The organism is Bacillus sp. SIMBA_154, from assembly GCF_046536015.1.
Taxonomy (GTDB): Bacteria; Bacillota; Bacilli; order Bacillales; family Bacillaceae; genus Bacillus; species Bacillus pumilus_P.
Genome location: NZ_JAWJBV010000008.1, coordinates 91,461 through 107,371, shown reverse-complemented (window position 1 = coordinate 107,371; position 15,911 = coordinate 91,461). Strand labels below are relative to the sequence as shown.

Genomic DNA, 15,911 nt, shown 5'->3' with positions numbered 1-15,911 from the left:
GATGAAATGCTAGATTCCGAGTGTTGCGCCACCATCAATCGTCAGATTCTGCATCGTAATGTGACTGGCTTGCTCAGATGCAAAGAAGAGTACTGCATCAGCGATATTTTGAGGATCAGCGATTTTTTGTAAAGGAATACCGGTTTTATACGTCTCTAATGAACCTTTGATCACATTGTCTGCACCTTGTTCATCAGACCATAACGCCCATTGCATAGGTGTTGCGGTAGAGCCAGGAGAGACGACATTGCATCTAATTCCGTAGGATGCTAGCTCTAATCCAAGTGTTTTTGTAAAGGAAGTAGCTGCTGCTTTTGAAGCGGCATAGGCAGCCATATTCATTCTAGGAATGCCACCGGCGTTAGAGCTGATGGTCACAATGACTCCCTCTGTTCTTTTTATCATGTATTTGGAGACAGCTTGAGATACGTAAAAGACACCATGTGTGTTGACTGCAAAGGTCTGTTCCCAGTCGTTTGCTCGAAGCTGGTCAATAGAACCCATTCGAAGAATGCCTGCTACATTGACCAGTAAATAAATGGGTCCAAGCTGCTGTTCAATTTGGCTGACAACATGTTGAACAGAAGTTTGATCGCTAATATCACATGGATAGGCAAAGGCGTGTATTCCTTCATCGTTCATTTGTTGAACAGTGCTTTGCAGTTGATCTTCATTTGCATCAACTGCCGCAATGATCGCACCTTCTTCGGCTAGTCTTTGCGCAACTGCTTGTCCAATACCTTGTCCGGCTCCTGTGATAAGCACAATCTTTTGAGATAGACCACTATATTTCATGTGTTCACTACCTTTCTTTCATGTCTGTGGTTGTTAATGGATCATGATAGAGTGCAAAACGAAAAGCGTAATTCATCAGTACCGGTAAAACTGACGTATGTCCTTCTTCAGGGAACTCGTGATAGGCGGAATGCAAGCCATATGAGGATAAAGGCAGCATGCGGTTTGCTAGTGACTGTGCATGATCATTCATTTGACATGGGTGGTGTTTTTCTAACTCACCCACACCAACAAGCAGCCGTACATCCTTAGGCACCTGACGTATACGGCTGGTGAATTGTTGTTCTTTTTCTAGAAACAATTCTTTGTTCCAGTGGATAGAAGGGCTGCCAGCAATGTATGTCTGATAAGCATCAGGGTGCTCAAATAGTGTGTGTAATGCAAAAAGACCGCCAAGAGAATGCCCAAAAAGTGTTTGACGCCCCCGATTAATTGGAAATCGTTGCTCGATATAAGGCTTTACAGTCTTTTCTAAAAATGAAAAGAAAGCATCGGCCCCCCCATATGTATAGGTGGAGAAATCCTTTCTTTTGTCTTCAATGGATGCGTCAGGACCTGTAAGAGTGAAATCATAATGCCTGAGTGGATGATAGGGCGCTTCTGTATGATAGCCAATTCCAACAATGATGGCAGGAACGACACCTGTTTTGTCAGGTCTTCTTGACTGTAGACGAAGTGCTTCGACCATTGTGCCGAAAAGTGAATTTCCATCAAGCACGTACATGACTGGAAAACCAGTCGCAGGAGGAGTAGTATTCGGTTTAAATATAAAAAGTCTGTATGGGTGTGCTGTGATTTCCAGTTGCTCCGTCCCAGGTATAAAAAAAGGACGGCTTTCTCCGAAAAGAGAATCCTTAGTACCCATTCCTTCAGGACGTTTGGACATATGTGACAATCTCCTTCCTCAAATTGACCCCGTTATGATAATAAAAGCTTGCGGATGTTGGATGAGTATAGAGATTGAAGATTGGGTCCTTCAAGTGAAAATGATTCTCAATTATCACGCAAGCAAGTCAAATGATAATGGTTATCAATTATGAAGTCAAATGTTCACTAAGTTGTATAATTGACGATGTAATGCAAATATTCAGTAAATAAAGGACTAACTTACTAACAAATTATTGGGAATGAGGAATTCCAGACCATGACAATCAAAAGGAGGAGAAGCGTCAAAAATCTTTACTTCCTCGGAATATTCACTGTTATTTCTGTTGTATTGATGAATAAATTATAGGTTTTTCTTCTCGAAGTAATTTTAGAGAAAAATAAGCTTATAGACCTATTTGTTTTTTTAGGAAACAAGAAGGGCAGTTTGTGAAAATCTGGTGACAATATCTCACCATTTATTTAAAGAAAAAGCGTATATTCATATACAATAGGAATCACTTCACTTTTCTTAGGAAGACAAGATCGAAGGGAATGTAGGCAGAATGAAAACCCCGTTAGGAAAGCTGAGGCTGAAACTGCTTGAAAATCAGTTCAAACTGAAAAATACATTTACAGTGGAGGAATATCATGAAATGAAGCAAGCACTACATGAAATACGGATGACATTTGCGGTCTATGAAGAATGGGATTTGTACCAGCGGGCCACCGATATGATCACCGTTCTCCTCTTTCACCACGCCCTCCAGCAAAACCACCACTGACACTTCCTCTTTTTAAAAAAATACACTGTTCAATGAAACATCGACATGGTAATTTTGACTATAGTCGATGTTTTTCACTTTTTTATTGATGAAAATGTTAAAATGATGAGTAGCGTATTTTTTTATGAAAGGACGGTGCTTGGCATGACGGAACTTCTCGATGACCGGCTGCCGCCGCAAAATATAGAAGCCGAGCAGGCCGTATTAGGTGCTGTTTTTTTAGAACCGTCTGCGCTAACGCTCGCTTCTGAGGTATTAATTCCAGAGGATTTCTATAGAATGTCGCATCAAAAGATTTACAATGCGATGCTTGTACTTGGTGATAGAGGGGAACCGGTCGATCTTGTCACGGTGACTTCTGAACTTGCCAATACAGATTTACTAGAAGAGGTAGGCGGGATTTCGTATTTAACCGATATTGCGAACTCTGTCCCAACTGCCGCAAACATCGAATACTATGCAAAAATTGTAGAAGAGAAATCAATTTTAAGACGTCTGATCCGCACGGCAACAACTATTGCACAGGATGGGTATACGCGTGAGGATGAAGTAGAGGATCTGTTGAGTGATGCTGAAAAGACCATTATGGAAGTGGCGCAGCGTAAAAACTCAGGAGCTTTCCAAAACATTAAGGACGTTCTTGTTCAGACATATGATAATATTGAACAGCTTCATAACCGAAAAGGCGATATCACAGGGATTCCAACGGGATTCTCTGAGCTTGACCGGATGACAGCTGGCTTCCAGCGAAATGACTTGATTATTGTAGCGGCTCGTCCATCGGTAGGGAAAACAGCCTTCGCATTGAACATTGCACAAAATGTCGCGACGAAGACAGACGAAAGTGTCGCCATCTTTAGTTTAGAGATGGGTGCTGAGCAGCTTGTCATGCGTATGCTTTGTGCAGAGGGAAATATCAATGCACAGAACCTAAGAACCGGTAATCTGACAGAAGAGGACTGGGGTAAGCTGACAATGGCAATGGGCTCGTTATCAAACAGTGGAATTTTCATTGACGATACACCTGGGATCAGAGTGAGTGAAATTCGCTCGAAATGCCGCCGGTTGAAGCAAGAAAACGGTCTTGGGATGATCCTGATTGACTACTTGCAGCTCATTCAAGGGAGCGGACGATCAAGCGATAACCGTCAGCAAGAGGTATCTGAAATCTCTAGGGCTTTAAAATCGCTGGCAAGGGAACTTGAAGTTCCTGTCATTGCCCTGTCTCAGCTTTCCCGCGGAGTAGAGCAGCGTCAGGATAAACGTCCGATGATGTCTGATATTCGTGAATCAGGAAGTATTGAGCAGGATGCCGATATCGTGGCATTCCTTTATCGTGATGATTACTACGACAAAGAATCAGAGAATAAGAACATTATTGAAATCATTATTGCCAAACAGCGTAACGGTCCAGTTGGTACGGTTTCACTGGCGTTCGTCAAAGAATATAACAAATTCGTCAACCTGGAAAGAAGATTTGACGATACGGGTGTTCCGCCCGGTGCTTAAAGCCCAGCTCAAGAAGCTGGGCTTTTTTGATCCATCTACATCGAAAGAATGACTGAAAAACAGCCGAAATGAGGAGGAGAGAGAGAAAAAGAGATCGTATACTAAAAGGAGAAAAGGAGTGATGACAGATGGAATTTCAACAGTTCAAAGCCGCTCAATTACGCATCGCACGTCCAACAGCCAACATGAACGAGGTTGTTTCCTTTTATGAAGAAGGCTTAGGGCTCAAACAAATAGGCTCATTTGATCAGCATGAAGGGTATGATGGTGTGATGCTCGGACTTCCTCACCAGCATGTTCATTTAGAAATCACCAAACATGAAGAAGAAGAGGGCCTGCCCGTTCCGCATCCAGAACAGCTGCTTGTTTTCTATATTCCTGATGAACAGGAGTTTCAGCAGATGAAAAAGAGACTGATCTCATTTGGCGGACGGCATGTCACCTCTACGAACCCATACTGGGATCGAGGAGGGGCAACCATTGAAGATCCAGATGGATACCGAGTTGTGCTCATGAACACAGAAGGAATTACCCCCGTTTAAAATAGACTCCCATGCTTGGTGGGAGTCTTTTCTGTTATGAGCGAGGTGTGACGCGCAGCTTCAGCTCTTTCAGTCCATACATGCCGCTGTTTGTCATCGGCACATAGGAGAGGAGCGCTAGTGACTCATATCGGTCCAATAAGGCCTTGATAGCAGTACATGCTTCCAAGCGGGCAAGTGGTGCGCCTAGACAGAAGTGGATGCCGTGGCCGAAGCCGATATGAGGATTAGGATGGCGGTGTATATCGTATTCATGTGCGTTTGAAAACTGGCGCTCATCCCGGTTGGCAGAAGCGAGAAAAACAATGACATTGTCTCCCTTTTTCAACGTTTTCCCTCCAAGCTCTGTGTCCTCTTTGACATAACGGACGATTGTAGGTGCTGGTGCACGGAAACGGACGGCCTCCTCCACAGCGCGCGGGATGAGCTCAGGTGATTGAGCGAGCGCTTCATACACCCCCGGCTTTTCCAACAAGCTAAAGATCATATTGGAAATCAGATTGGTGGTCGTTTCGTTGCCTGCTAAAAGGAGAAGATTGCAGAAAGGGATTAATTCATCCGCTGACAGCTTGTCTCCATTCTCCTCAGCTTGAATTAAAAGAGAAATCAAATCATCACCGAGATGCTGACGCTTGTCTTCGATGATGTCAGCAAAAAATGCCATCATGTCAGCTTCGCCTTGATCTCGTGTTTTCTGCCATTCAGCTACATCCTCTTCATTTTCACTTTTAGGCATACTAACCAGAATATCTGACCATTCTTTAAAGGATTGTTTATGTTCTGACGGCACACCTAAAAGCTCTGCAATGACAATGACAGGAAGCGGATAGGAGATGTCTTGAACAAGATCAATTTCTTCTTTCCCATCTATTTGCGCCATGAGTTCATCCATTAATTCTTGAATACGGGGTTCCCACAATTTCATCACTCGAGGTGTAAAGGCTTTGCTCACAATGGAGCGGATCCGCGTGTGTTTTGGCGGGTCCATCATCACCATTGTTTTCATTAGAGAATGCTTCCGCTGGTCTTTAGGAGGCTGACTAGAAAAGGTATCTTTATCAATAGTTACGCGTTTTGCTTCATCATATGTGAACACACTCCATGTTTGGCTGTTTTCATCAAAATGAACAGGCGATTCCTTACGCATTTTGGCATACCAATCAAACGGGTTATACGGGTCCTGCTTGTTTTTCCCTCTTAATAATGCTTTTTGCACGGCACTTGGTGTTGCTGTTTCCATGATCATCACTCCTTATGGGTTGTCAGATGATTCCTTTTTTTCGTTGTGTTAGATTAAAGTTAATTCATCAGCCGATAGGATTCAACCAACAGAAAAACGAAATCTGTTGAAGAAAATGGGAAGGGGAGAGCGGCTTGTGGCGGACTGCTACAGAGGGGATAAGCGAGCAACTGAATCAAAGCATCAATTAAGAAAAGCGTTATTTCATTTATTAAGAGAGAAGGAATGGGGAAAGGTTTCCGTACATGATTTAACGAAAAAGGCAGGCATTCATCGCACCACCTTTTATCAGCATTATGAAGATAAGTTTGATCTTGCCCAGCAAGTCGTGGATGAGATGTTTGATGTGATGAAAGCTGCTATTTTTGCTCCTGTACAAGAAGAGGATTGGCAGGCAGACCATGCAGCATATGTGTATATTTTTCGATTTTATCAGCATTTGCAGGAACATGAAGAGGAGTATCAGATTCTCTTGAAAAGAGGGCGAGAGCTTAATATTTATCAGACAGCCAGTGCTTTTTTTGAGGAAAGCTTTTCTTTGGGGTTAGAGGAGGTCACGGGTTCAAAGCCTGACCCGCATCACGTTCCTCTCGACATGCAGAAGCAATTTGTGATTTCTGCTTATGTTGGAACCGCTCAATGGTGGCTGAGGACAGGGAGACCGTATTCACCTGACTTCATGGCAAGCTCGATGATTCAATTGATTGAAAATCATGAACAAAGCAGGAATCGATAAAAACAGTTGTTTTTGCTCAAAATCTCCTTTTTCAAGCGTGGAAGAAGCGATTAAAGCGCTTTTCCTCACATTTAAAGCGAACAAAATTTGATTTCGAGATACTAATGTTCGGATTTAGCGTTGACTTTTTCGTTTTGCATTGATAAAATAAATGTGTTTGAAAGAGATAACGTTTTGAAAGGTTAACGGAGGTGCACGATATGTCTTCAGTAGTCGTAGTAGGTACGCAGTGGGGTGACGAAGGGAAAGGGAAAATTACCGATTTCCTTTCAGAAAATGCAGAGGTGATTGCCCGTTATCAAGGGGGAAACAATGCAGGTCACACGATCAAATTTGATGGAGTGACTTACAAGCTACACCTCATTCCGTCCGGTATTTTTTATAAAGAGAAAACTTGTGTCATCGGTAATGGAATGGTGGTTGATCCTAAAGCGTTGGTCACTGAGCTTGCGTATCTTCACGAACGGAATGTGAGTACAGAGAACCTCAGAATCAGCAATAGAGCCCATGTGATTCTGCCTTATCATTTAAAATTGGACGAGGTAGAAGAAGAGCGGAAAGGGGCTAATAAGATCGGTACGACGAAAAAAGGAATCGGACCAGCTTATATGGACAAAGCAGCTCGCGTCGGAATCCGCGTCGCAGATCTATTAGATCGTGAAGTATTTGAAGAGAAGCTTGCACGTAATCTAGAAGAGAAAAATCGTCTTTTAGAGAAAATGTACGACACAGAAGGCTTCAAAATTGAAGATATTTTAGACGAGTATTATGAATATGGCCAGCAAGTGAAAAAATATGTCGTGGACACGTCTGTTGTATTGAACGATGCTCTAGATGAAGGCCGCCGTGTTCTATTTGAAGGGGCACAAGGCGTTATGCTTGATATCGATCAAGGGACATATCCATTTGTGACATCCTCTAACCCAGTGGCTGGAGGAGTGACGATTGGTTCTGGCGTAGGACCTACGAAAATTCAACATGTAGTCGGCGTATCAAAAGCTTACACAACACGTGTTGGAGATGGCCCATTCCCAACAGAACTTCATGATGAAATTGGCGATCAAATCCGTGAAGTTGGCCGTGAATACGGTACGACAACTGGACGTCCGCGCCGTGTTGGCTGGTTTGACAGTGTTGTTGTCCGTCATGCCCGCCGTGTGAGCGGTATTACAGATTTATCTCTGAACTCAATCGATGTACTGACAGGGATTGAGACATTGAAAATCTGTGTCGCTTATAAATTGAACGGAGAAATCACAGAAGAATTCCCAGCAAGTCTAAAGGAATTAGCGAAATGTGAGCCTGTCTACGAAGAAATGCCAGGATGGACCGAGGATATTACAGGCGTGAAAAATTTAAGTGAACTGCCTGAAAATGCCCGCCACTATTTAGAGCGCATTTCACAATTAACAGGTATTCCACTTTCTATTTTCTCAGTCGGACCAGACCGTTCACAAACGAACGTTGTCCGCAGCGTGTACCGTCCATAAGTGTAGACAGATCAGACACCAGTAAAATCACACATTTTACTGGTGTTTTTTTGTTTAAATATTCCTTAAATTCAATAGAACGGACTTCCCGGAATTACCAAACTTCCCGGAATTACCAAAATATGATAACTGTATAAAGGGAAGGAGCGTTCAAGTGAAAGAAAGAATACGATTATTAGATATTTTACGAGGCTTTGCCATACTAGGCACATTGGGGACGAACGTTTGGTTTTTTGCGTATGCAGGGAATACCTTTGCGACAGATCAGATTGCAGATGAATATGAAAATGGCAGTTTGCTTGAAAGCATTGTTTCGATGTTCGTTTATGGCAAAATGCTCTCGCTGCTCACCATCATGTTTGGTGTTGGATTGGAGCTGAAGTACCAGCAGGCGAAAAGAAAAAACACACCTTGGCCGGGTACATATTTATGGATTCTTTTATTTTTATTTATCGAAGGCTTTGTTCATTTTGCCCTTGTGATGGAATATGATGTGCTCATGAGTTACGCCGTCACGGGTTTACTTGTGGCTTTCATTGTACGTGGAGGGGACCGGCGCATCAAAAAGGGCATGATCTTCTCTGGTTTGATTCACCTGCTAGTCATGTCATTTCTGATTGTGTTCTCCCTTTCTGAAATGGAGACAGAATCCTATGATCAAAGCAGTGAACCAATGCTAGAGGAGCAGCTGCCAGAGACATGGATCTCGCAGGTTCAAGAACGATTACAGTACTTTTTCATGTACCGCGAAGAAGCGATCTTTATCATTCCAATGAATACATTTCTGTTTTTATTAGGTGTTCGAATGATGAGAGCTGGTGTTTTTTATGCGAATACACGCGGACAATCTCTTCGGAAAACATTGTTCCGATTCGGTTTATGGATTGGTCTGCCGCTGAATGCACTCGTCTTCGTGCCGAATGAAATAGTGGAATTCGTGGTGCGCTACGTCTTTTCACCATTGCTCTCTATCTTCTATATAGCTGTCATTGCGAAGCTCTTGGCACTTACGGAATCTTGGTTCATGTGGACTTGGTTTGAATATGTAGGGAAAATGGCGCTCAGCTGCTACATCCTGCAAAATGTCATCTGCTCGATTCTTTTTTATAGCTGGGGATTGGGTCTTGGCGGTCAAATCAATGCACCCCTTATCGTATTGGCATGGCTGCTCATTTCACTTCTGCAAATAGCGATTTCAGCATTTTGCTTAAATGTATGGCGGATTGGACCAATGGAATATATCCGATCGCGGGCACTTCGCCGGGTGACGATGAAGAAAGCAACGTAAAGGGAGTGGCGCAATGTTTTTTAGGAAAATGACGAAAAGGGAGCAAATAAACGCAAAAAAAGCAGCTGTGCCGGCGTTTATCTTTTATCTTCTAGCATTAGGTGGACATGCGCTATATTCGTTCATCCAAGAGGATCGACCACCTGTCACGTTTGTGATATTAATGGCGGATCTCTTTGTTTATTTTATGGCAGACTGGCTATTCAACAAAATACATTCATAAAAAAGAAGCCCTCATTACGAGAGCTTCTTTCTTATTTTAGGCTTTTATATTGCCCTTTTAAATTTTTACGAATGTATTGGATGATTTTGCGCAATTCATTCGCATGCGGTCTGCCAAATGGGCTTGTTTGTCTTTGCTGATAGAGCACTTGCCCTTTTTCATTTAATAAGAAATAGGCGGGTTCTCCGTGTACCCCGTGATCTTCATATGGAGCATCTTCCCCGTGATAGAAGACTTCATATGCTTTTAATGATGTGAGATCTTGGTCAGACATGATCGGGAAGGAAAGTCCCTCTTTATCAGCAAATTCCTTCAAGTTCTCAGGGTTATCCGTTGAAATCGCCATTAAGTGAATATCCTTGTCTTGAAAGTATGATTGCTGCTTTTCTAGCTCCTTTAATTCCTCTACGCACACTGGGCACCAGGATCCTCTAAAGAAAATGATGAGGTGCCAGCTTTGATGCTCCTCTAAATGTTTATAGAAATCAATGTGTTCTCCCTGCACCGTTGGCAGTGAAAAATTGGGCATTTTATCTCCTGATTTGAATGAACTCATGCTGCTTCCTCCTTTTTCAATCACAATGTTACTTGTCTATTGTATAACCATTTTCAGACGGTCTAAAACGTTTCTATGTGCTTGAATAAACAGTGACCATTGAAAAGAAGGATCAAAATTGAAGGCGATTGCAGAAATGGGTGATTTGACAGGAGATATCAAATCCGACACTTTTTTTAAAAAAATGTCGAAAAACGTATTGCCATATGTAATGACTCTATGATATTATAAATCTCGTTGTTGCAAAGGTCTCTGAAACTTGTTAGGATGCGATGTTCCAGCTTTTTTGAAAGCGATTGGTTTGACGCAATACAGCTTCTTCAGATTCACTTTTCACAAACCGAGAGCCATTAGCTCAGTTGGTAGAGCATCTGACTTTTAATCAGAGGGTCGAAGGTTCGAGTCCTTCATGGCTCACCATGTATTGGCCCGTTGGTCAAGCGGTTAAGACACCGCCCTTTCACGGCGGTAACACGGGTTCGAATCCCGTACGGGTCATTGATTTACTTTAGCGTTAAGCTAATTTTTCCTCACTTGCTTGAAAGAGCACCACGATTGCTTTTTCGGGCAAGTTACTGAGGTCCGGTAGTTCAGTTGGTTAGAATGCCTGCCTGTCACGCAGGAGGTCGCGGGTTCGAGTCCCGTCCGGACCGCCATTTATACATATTCATCTTTTTGATGATGGCTCGGTAGCTCAGTTGGTAGAGCAACGGACTGAAAATCCGTGTGTCGGCGGTTCGATTCCGTCCCGAGCCACTTCCAAACGCATCTGCAATCGCAGGTGCGTTTTTATTTTATGAAAAGAAGGCATAAAAAGGGAGAAGCCGGACCTAGGTAGGGCCCGGCTCCATAAGAAGAAGACGTTACATGTATATAGACGTTTGGTGATTGGAAAAGTTTCGATAAAAAAGGAAAAAGTCATCAATTTTTTTGAGCCGTGTCCTTCCTATCCAACGTTCACTAGAAAAGAAAGCCGTTATTATTTTTATCTTTGCCTCGTAAAACGTTATAATAGATAGTGAGCCTTTTTTACTCGAACGAAAAAGGCCTGATGAGACATGCAAAATGAAATGACATAGATGCTAAAAATGCAGGAGGAAATCATAATGGAAAAAAAGATTCTTGTCGTAGATGATGAAAAACCGATTGCGGATATATTGGAATTTAACTTAAGAAAAGAGGGCTATGAGGTTCATTGTGCGTATGACGGAAATGAAGCCCTTGAAATGGTAGAAGAAATGAAGCCGGACATCATTCTGCTCGACATTATGCTGCCGAACAAAGATGGCGTTGAAGTATGCCGTGAAGTGAGAAAGAAATATGACATGCCGATTATTATGCTTACAGCGAAGGACTCTGAAATTGATAAGGTCATCGGTCTTGAGCTTGGAGCGGATGATTATGTGACGAAGCCATTCAGCACGCGCGAGCTGCTTGCACGTGTGAAAGCGAATTTGAGAAGACAGACAGCTGCTCCGCAATCGGAGGAAGAATCTGAATCAAATGATATCGAGATTGGATCACTTGTCATTTACCCAGATGCGTATGTCGTGTCTAAGCGTGAGGAAACGATCGAGTTGACGCACCGTGAATTCGAATTGCTTCATTACTTAGCGAAGCACATTGGACAAGTCATGACACGTGAGCATTTACTACAAACTGTATGGGGCTACGATTACTTTGGAGATGTCCGTACAGTAGACGTTACAGTGCGCCGTCTTCGGGAGAAAATTGAAGATAACCCTAGCCACCCGAGCTGGATCGTGACAAGACGAGGCGTCGGCTACTATTTAAGAAACCCAGAGCAGGACTAAGATTCTTATGAATAAAGTAGGTTTTTTTCGCTCGATTCACTTCAAATTGACCTTAATCTACGTGCTGCTGATCATTGTCGCCATGCAGATCATTGGCGTCTACTTTGTGAAGCAGCTAGAGCAGTCCTTAATTAATTCTTATGATAATTCCTTGAATCAGCGAATCTACTCGTTATCGTATTACCTAGAACAGGATTCATCGAAAAGCAAGGCGGAATTAAAAGAGGATGCTCAAAAGATTTTAAACGATTTTAACAACAAAGATGAGTCTAATGAAATTTCTGAAGTCAGCTATATTGACGAAAGCAGAGAGGTCATTGCCTCTGTGAATAATGGCAGTCAAGAGATTGCCGGGAAAAAAATCACAGATCAAATCATTAGCCGTATTTTCGCGGTTGGCAAAGACTACGAGAAAAAATTCTATGACCCAGAATCGAATAAACGAGTCCGCATATCAGCGACAGCCGTGAAAAATGAAAACCAAGAAACCGTTGGTGTCATTTATGTGGTCTCCTCCATGGAAAGTGTTTTTAACCAAATGCGAACCATTAATACGATTTTGGCAACGGGAACGCTGCTTGCCCTTGGGATTACTGCTCTACTTGGTATATTCATATTCAGAACCATCACACACCCAATTTCGGATATGAGAAAGCAAGCGATCGAGCTCGCCAAAGGGAACTTTTCCAGAAAGGTCCGAAAGTATGGACATGATGAGATCGGTCAGCTAGCGACGACCTTTAACCATCTGACGAGAGAGCTGGAGGAAGCTCAGCTGATGACAGAGGGTGAGCGGAAAAAGCTTTCTTCTGTCATTGCATATATGACGGATGGTGTCATTGCAACGAATCAAAACGGTGCCATTATTCTATTAAACAGCCCGGCATTAGAGCTTCTGAATGTTTCACGTGAAACAGCATTAGAGATGCCCATTACGTCATTGCTCGGCCTAGAGGAAACCCATACATTTGAAGATTTAGTTGAAAATCAAGACTCCATGCTGATAGAAATTGAACGCGAAGATCAGCTGTCTGTTTTGCGTGTCAATTTTTCAGTCATTCAGAAAGAGCATGGGAAGATCGACGGCTTAATTGCTGTCATTTATGACGTGACAGAGCAAGAGAAAATTGATGCTGAACGCCGTGAATTCGTAGCGAACGTATCGCATGAGCTGCGTACACCGCTGACGACGATGCGAAGCTATCTTGAGGCATTAGCTGAAGGTGCAATTGGTGATAAAGAGCTTGCGCCAAGGTTCCTCAGTGTCACGCAAAATGAAACAGAGCGTATGATCAGGCTTGTCAACGACCTGCTCCAGCTGTCCAAATTCGACAGCAAGGACTATCAATTCAACCGTGAGTGGACGAACTTTATCAGGTTTATCTCGCTCGTCATTGATCGTTTTGAAATGACGAAGGAGCAGCATGTCGATTTCATCCGCAATCTGCCGCAGCGTGAAATATATGTGGAAATTGATCAAGATAAAATCACACAGGTGCTCGATAACATCATTTCCAATGCCATGAAATATTCTCCAGAGGGTGGACATATTACGTTCACAGTCGATCTGGATGAGGATGAAGGGCTTGTGTTATTCAGCGTCAAAGATGAAGGAATCGGTATTCCGAAGAAGGATATGGATAAAATCTTTGAACGTTTTTATCGAGTGGATAAAGCAAGAACAAGAAAGCTTGGCGGTACCGGCCTAGGACTTGCGATTGCAAAAGAAATGGTACAGGCTCATGGCGGAGATATTTGGGCTGACAGCATTGAAGGAAAAGGAACAACGGTAACCTTTACCCTTCCGTACAATGAAGAACAAGAGGATGATTGGGATGAAGCGTGAGACCTTTAAAACCATAATATTGACAATCCTAATTGCGATCAGTCTTGTGTTTACATGGAATATTTGGATGTTCCAGCCCGTCATGCAGGATCAGGCGGATGCCGGCACAAAGGTTGTTGAAACGAAGAAGATTTCAAGCGATGAGCCCCGAAGTCTCATTGATGTCGTGAAGCCGCGTGAGATGTTCATCCATTCCAATGGAGAGCATTTCAAAGTGGATCAAAAGGAACTCTTCCAAAACTTTTGGAATGATGTGAGCCTGTGGGATGTCAAAGAGATTGCCGATGTGTCGGACCAATATTCCGAGCAGAGATTTAAAAATTTCTTCTATGGACGCGGAGGACAGGGGAAGACATTGGATCTTGTGTTCAATGATCCGATTCCGATTGATATTTTCCAAGCACTGTTTAAATGGCCGAATAAATCCATTGAATACAACTCATTTGATCGGATGATTGTGCCGTTTGCCCAGCAGGATAAGGCCAATAAAAAAGTCTATTTGGTCTCATATAGCAAGGAAACGGTGCTTGAGCTGACGATTGAGTCCGCCAACTATCGTAATCTGATGGACAGCATCGCAGCCGCTCAAAACGAGATGCCGCGCTATGATCTTTATACATTCTCAGAGAATTCTAAAAGAGATTTCCTCCTGCCGAGAAAGCAAAAGCAGCTTGAAGCAAAAATGTTCTTTATCGAAACGATTAAGACAACCAAATTCAAGGACGCTTTGTTTACAGACCCAAGTCTTGTCGGTGAGGAATCTAATTTAAACCGGACGGTGTATACAGATGGGACAAGTCGTCTTGAAGCCAATCAAAAAGATCACCGCATCCAATATCAGCACCGCAATATCAATTCCAGTACTGTTTTTCAAACGGGGGATTTGATCAAGCGAAGCGTGAAGTATTTCAATGATACGGGAAGCTTTACTGATGACTATCAATACTTTGGCATCAACAGCAACCAGCAGCTGTCCTTCAATATGTTTATGGATGGTCTGCCAATCGTCAATAGTACGAAGCATCCATTTGGTATGACCTCTCTGGAAGTACAATGGGCGAATGATGACATCTTGAATTACAAGCGTCCAAACTACATTCTTGGCAACAAAGCGAGTCAGAGTGAACAGGTCAAGCTGATGAATGGGACAGAGCTGAAGAATCTGATCATCAAACAGACGAAATATGATGATCTGGAGAAAATTGAACAGATTTTCCCTGCGTATCAAGCTGCGACAACGGCATCAGATCAAGATCAAGCGATGTTTGTCTGGCTGGAGCCAGTATGGTGCATGAAATATAACGGCAAAACCGTGATTCTATCGAATGATCTGCTGACAGAGGGGAGCGAGAATAATGGAGTGGAATAAGACCAAAACGATCTTTATCCTAGCCTTTCTCGTTCTCGATATCTTTCTAGGTTTTCAATACTTTGAAAAACGATCGACTGATCATTTTGCGATTATCGAAAAAACGGATACGCTGGAAGAAATGAAGGCAGACGGAATCAAATATGGCAATCTATCAGATGAAGCGAAGATTGGATACCGCATTACAGCTGAAAAGAAGCAATATACGAAAAAGGATGTCGACGGATTAGCTGATCAAAAGGCGAAAAGCACATTCCCGAAAACTGACAAAGATGATCCTGTCACGTTGCTTGAAATGACATTCAATAAACCAGTCGCATTGCCGAAAAAGGATATGAAAACAGCAGCGACGAACCTTGTGAACCAGCGTTTGCTGGATGGGAAGAATTATAAGCTGTGGAGTATTGATGAAGAGACAGGTAAAATCGTCTTTTTCCAAACGTATAAAGGGAAATACATCTTCCAAGAAGGCCTTGATGACACCGAAACCATCGGAAAAATCACATTAGATTTGAACGATCAAAACGAGGTCGTATCATATCAGCAGTCGATGGTGACGTCGATTAATGAAGTGAGAAAAGAAACCCTTGTCCCGGCGCTTGAAACTGTGAAGGACTTATATACGCAAAATATGCTGAGCCAAAACACGACCGTGAACAAGGTGGAACTTGGCTACTATACGCAATACCCAGGTGCAAGCACGCAGGTCATGGTTCCTGTATGGAGAGTGGAGCTTGAAGGCGAATCAGCTGGTTCAAAGAAAAAGACAGAGGAAGAATATTTGATCAATGCCATCGACGGCTCAACACTTGATCATATAGAGAAAGATGACAAATCTTCAATGGAGTGAGAGA

At 42.8% G+C, this 15,911-nt stretch carries 15 protein-coding genes and 4 tRNA genes; 15 read left to right on the top strand and 4 right to left on the bottom strand.

The features are described from left to right. Positions 1 to 9 precede the first annotated feature (9 nt). Together R0K30_RS12870 and R0K30_RS12865 are read right to left on the bottom strand one after the other, a co-directional pair. On the bottom strand, positions 10 to 795 hold the full coding sequence (locus R0K30_RS12870) for a 2,3-dihydro-2,3-dihydroxybenzoate dehydrogenase (RefSeq protein ID WP_410611071.1): 786 nt from the start codon (positions 793 to 795) through the stop codon (positions 10 to 12). 7 nt (positions 796 to 802) lie between these two features. Continuing rightward, on the bottom strand, positions 803 to 1,681 hold the full coding sequence (locus R0K30_RS12865; protein ID WP_410611069.1) for an alpha/beta hydrolase: 879 nt from the start codon (positions 1,679 to 1,681) through the stop codon (positions 803 to 805). 544 nt (positions 1,682 to 2,225) lie between these two features. Between R0K30_RS12865 and R0K30_RS12860 the strand changes: the two genes are divergently transcribed. The 3 genes from R0K30_RS12860 (at position 2,226) to R0K30_RS12850 (ending at position 4,495) form a co-directional block, all read left to right on the top strand. After that, positions 2,226 to 2,444: a hypothetical protein gene (locus R0K30_RS12860; RefSeq protein ID WP_410611067.1), complete on the top strand. Its 219-nt coding sequence runs from the start codon at positions 2,226 to 2,228 to the stop codon at positions 2,442 to 2,444. A gap of 144 nt (positions 2,445 to 2,588) precedes the next feature. Further along, a complete protein-coding gene (dnaB, locus tag R0K30_RS12855; protein ID WP_099728574.1) occupies positions 2,589 to 3,953 on the top strand; it encodes a replicative DNA helicase in 1,365 nt (454 codons plus the stop codon). Between the two features lie 128 nt (positions 3,954 to 4,081). Beyond that, the gene (locus R0K30_RS12850) at positions 4,082 to 4,495 is read left to right on the top strand and encodes a VOC family protein (RefSeq protein ID WP_410611064.1); all 414 of its coding nucleotides are present in this window, start codon (positions 4,082 to 4,084) and stop codon (positions 4,493 to 4,495) included. A 34-nt stretch (positions 4,496 to 4,529) separates the two neighbouring features. On the opposite strand, the gene R0K30_RS12845 is transcribed toward R0K30_RS12850, so the two are convergent. Beyond that, a complete protein-coding gene (locus tag R0K30_RS12845; RefSeq protein ID WP_410611061.1) occupies positions 4,530 to 5,735 on the bottom strand; it encodes a cytochrome P450 in 1,206 nt (401 codons plus the stop codon). A 136-nt stretch (positions 5,736 to 5,871) separates the two neighbouring features. Here R0K30_RS12845 and R0K30_RS12840 point away from each other — a divergent pair, with 136 nt between their 5' ends. The 4 genes from R0K30_RS12840 (at position 5,872) to R0K30_RS12825 (ending at position 9,472) form a co-directional block, all read left to right on the top strand. Next, a complete protein-coding gene (locus tag R0K30_RS12840; protein ID WP_410611059.1) occupies positions 5,872 to 6,471 on the top strand; it encodes a TetR/AcrR family transcriptional regulator in 600 nt (199 codons plus the stop codon). Between the two features lie 200 nt (positions 6,472 to 6,671). Continuing rightward, on the top strand, positions 6,672 to 7,961 hold the full coding sequence (locus tag R0K30_RS12835; RefSeq protein ID WP_099728578.1) for an adenylosuccinate synthase: 1,290 nt from the start codon (positions 6,672 to 6,674) through the stop codon (positions 7,959 to 7,961). 154 nt (positions 7,962 to 8,115) lie between these two features. Then, entirely contained in the window at positions 8,116 to 9,249 is a 1,134-nt protein-coding gene (locus R0K30_RS12830; RefSeq protein WP_410611056.1) for a DUF418 domain-containing protein, read from the top strand. A gap of 13 nt (positions 9,250 to 9,262) precedes the next feature. Next, a complete protein-coding gene (locus R0K30_RS12825) occupies positions 9,263 to 9,472 on the top strand; it encodes a hypothetical protein (protein ID WP_410611054.1) in 210 nt (69 codons plus the stop codon). 31 nt (positions 9,473 to 9,503) lie between these two features. On the opposite strand, the gene R0K30_RS12820 is transcribed toward R0K30_RS12825, so the two are convergent. Then, a complete protein-coding gene (locus R0K30_RS12820; protein WP_410611052.1) occupies positions 9,504 to 10,028 on the bottom strand; it encodes a peroxiredoxin family protein in 525 nt (174 codons plus the stop codon). 344 nt (positions 10,029 to 10,372) lie between these two features. Here R0K30_RS12820 and R0K30_RS12815 point away from each other — a divergent pair. From R0K30_RS12815 to R0K30_RS12780, 8 genes are all read left to right on the top strand, one after another. After that, a tRNA-Lys gene (locus R0K30_RS12815) sits at positions 10,373 to 10,448 on the top strand. Positions 10,449 to 10,454: 6 nt separating this feature from the next. Then, positions 10,455 to 10,526, top strand: a tRNA-Glu gene (locus tag R0K30_RS12810). A gap of 81 nt (positions 10,527 to 10,607) precedes the next feature. Further along, positions 10,608 to 10,684 (top strand) — tRNA-Asp (locus R0K30_RS12805). A 27-nt stretch (positions 10,685 to 10,711) separates the two neighbouring features. After that, positions 10,712 to 10,784 (top strand) — tRNA-Phe (locus R0K30_RS12800). A gap of 350 nt (positions 10,785 to 11,134) precedes the next feature. Further along, positions 11,135 to 11,842 (top strand): response regulator YycF, encoded by a 708-nt coding sequence (gene yycF, locus R0K30_RS12795; protein WP_099727306.1) that lies wholly within the window; start codon positions 11,135 to 11,137, stop codon positions 11,840 to 11,842. Positions 11,843 to 11,849: 7 nt separating this feature from the next. Next, the gene (gene walK, locus R0K30_RS12790) at positions 11,850 to 13,688 is read left to right on the top strand and encodes a cell wall metabolism sensor histidine kinase WalK (protein ID WP_230031412.1); all 1,839 of its coding nucleotides are present in this window, start codon (positions 11,850 to 11,852) and stop codon (positions 13,686 to 13,688) included. Then, the gene (gene yycH, locus R0K30_RS12785; protein WP_410611049.1) at positions 13,678 to 15,057 is read left to right on the top strand and encodes a two-component system activity regulator YycH; all 1,380 of its coding nucleotides are present in this window, start codon (positions 13,678 to 13,680) and stop codon (positions 15,055 to 15,057) included. Before walK ends, yycH begins: the two co-directional genes overlap by 11 nt. Then, complete coding sequence (locus R0K30_RS12780; RefSeq protein ID WP_099727303.1) at positions 15,044 to 15,907, top strand: two-component system regulatory protein YycI; 864 nt, start codon at positions 15,044 to 15,046, stop codon at positions 15,905 to 15,907. Before yycH ends, R0K30_RS12780 begins: the two co-directional genes overlap by 14 nt. Positions 15,908 to 15,911: the final 4 nt, after the last annotated feature.

What these genes read in the sequence shown, in the direction of transcription:
- R0K30_RS12870 (WP_410611071.1), bottom strand. Translation starts at nt 795, where the DNA reads ATGAAATATAGTGGTCTATCTCAAAAGATTGTGCTTATCACAGGAGCC.
- R0K30_RS12865 (WP_410611069.1), bottom strand. Translation starts at nt 1,681, where the DNA reads ATGTCCAAACGTCCTGAAGGAATGGGTACTAAGGATTCTCTTTTCGGA.
- R0K30_RS12860 (WP_410611067.1), top strand. Translation starts at nt 2,226, where the DNA reads ATGAAAACCCCGTTAGGAAAGCTGAGGCTGAAACTGCTTGAAAATCAG.
- dnaB (WP_099728574.1), top strand. Translation starts at nt 2,589, where the DNA reads ATGACGGAACTTCTCGATGACCGGCTGCCGCCGCAAAATATAGAAGCC.
- R0K30_RS12850 (WP_410611064.1), top strand. Translation starts at nt 4,082, where the DNA reads ATGGAATTTCAACAGTTCAAAGCCGCTCAATTACGCATCGCACGTCCA.
- R0K30_RS12845 (WP_410611061.1), bottom strand. Translation starts at nt 5,735, where the DNA reads ATGGAAACAGCAACACCAAGTGCCGTGCAAAAAGCATTATTAAGAGGG.
- R0K30_RS12835 (WP_099728578.1), top strand. Translation starts at nt 6,672, where the DNA reads ATGTCTTCAGTAGTCGTAGTAGGTACGCAGTGGGGTGACGAAGGGAAA.
- R0K30_RS12825 (WP_410611054.1), top strand. Translation starts at nt 9,263, where the DNA reads ATGTTTTTTAGGAAAATGACGAAAAGGGAGCAAATAAACGCAAAAAAA.
- R0K30_RS12820 (WP_410611052.1), bottom strand. Translation starts at nt 10,028, where the DNA reads ATGAGTTCATTCAAATCAGGAGATAAAATGCCCAATTTTTCACTGCCA.
- yycF (WP_099727306.1), top strand. Translation starts at nt 11,135, where the DNA reads ATGGAAAAAAAGATTCTTGTCGTAGATGATGAAAAACCGATTGCGGAT.
- walK (WP_230031412.1), top strand. Translation starts at nt 11,850, where the DNA reads ATGAATAAAGTAGGTTTTTTTCGCTCGATTCACTTCAAATTGACCTTA.
- yycH (WP_410611049.1), top strand. Translation starts at nt 13,678, where the DNA reads ATGAAGCGTGAGACCTTTAAAACCATAATATTGACAATCCTAATTGCG.
- R0K30_RS12780 (WP_099727303.1), top strand. Translation starts at nt 15,044, where the DNA reads ATGGAGTGGAATAAGACCAAAACGATCTTTATCCTAGCCTTTCTCGTT.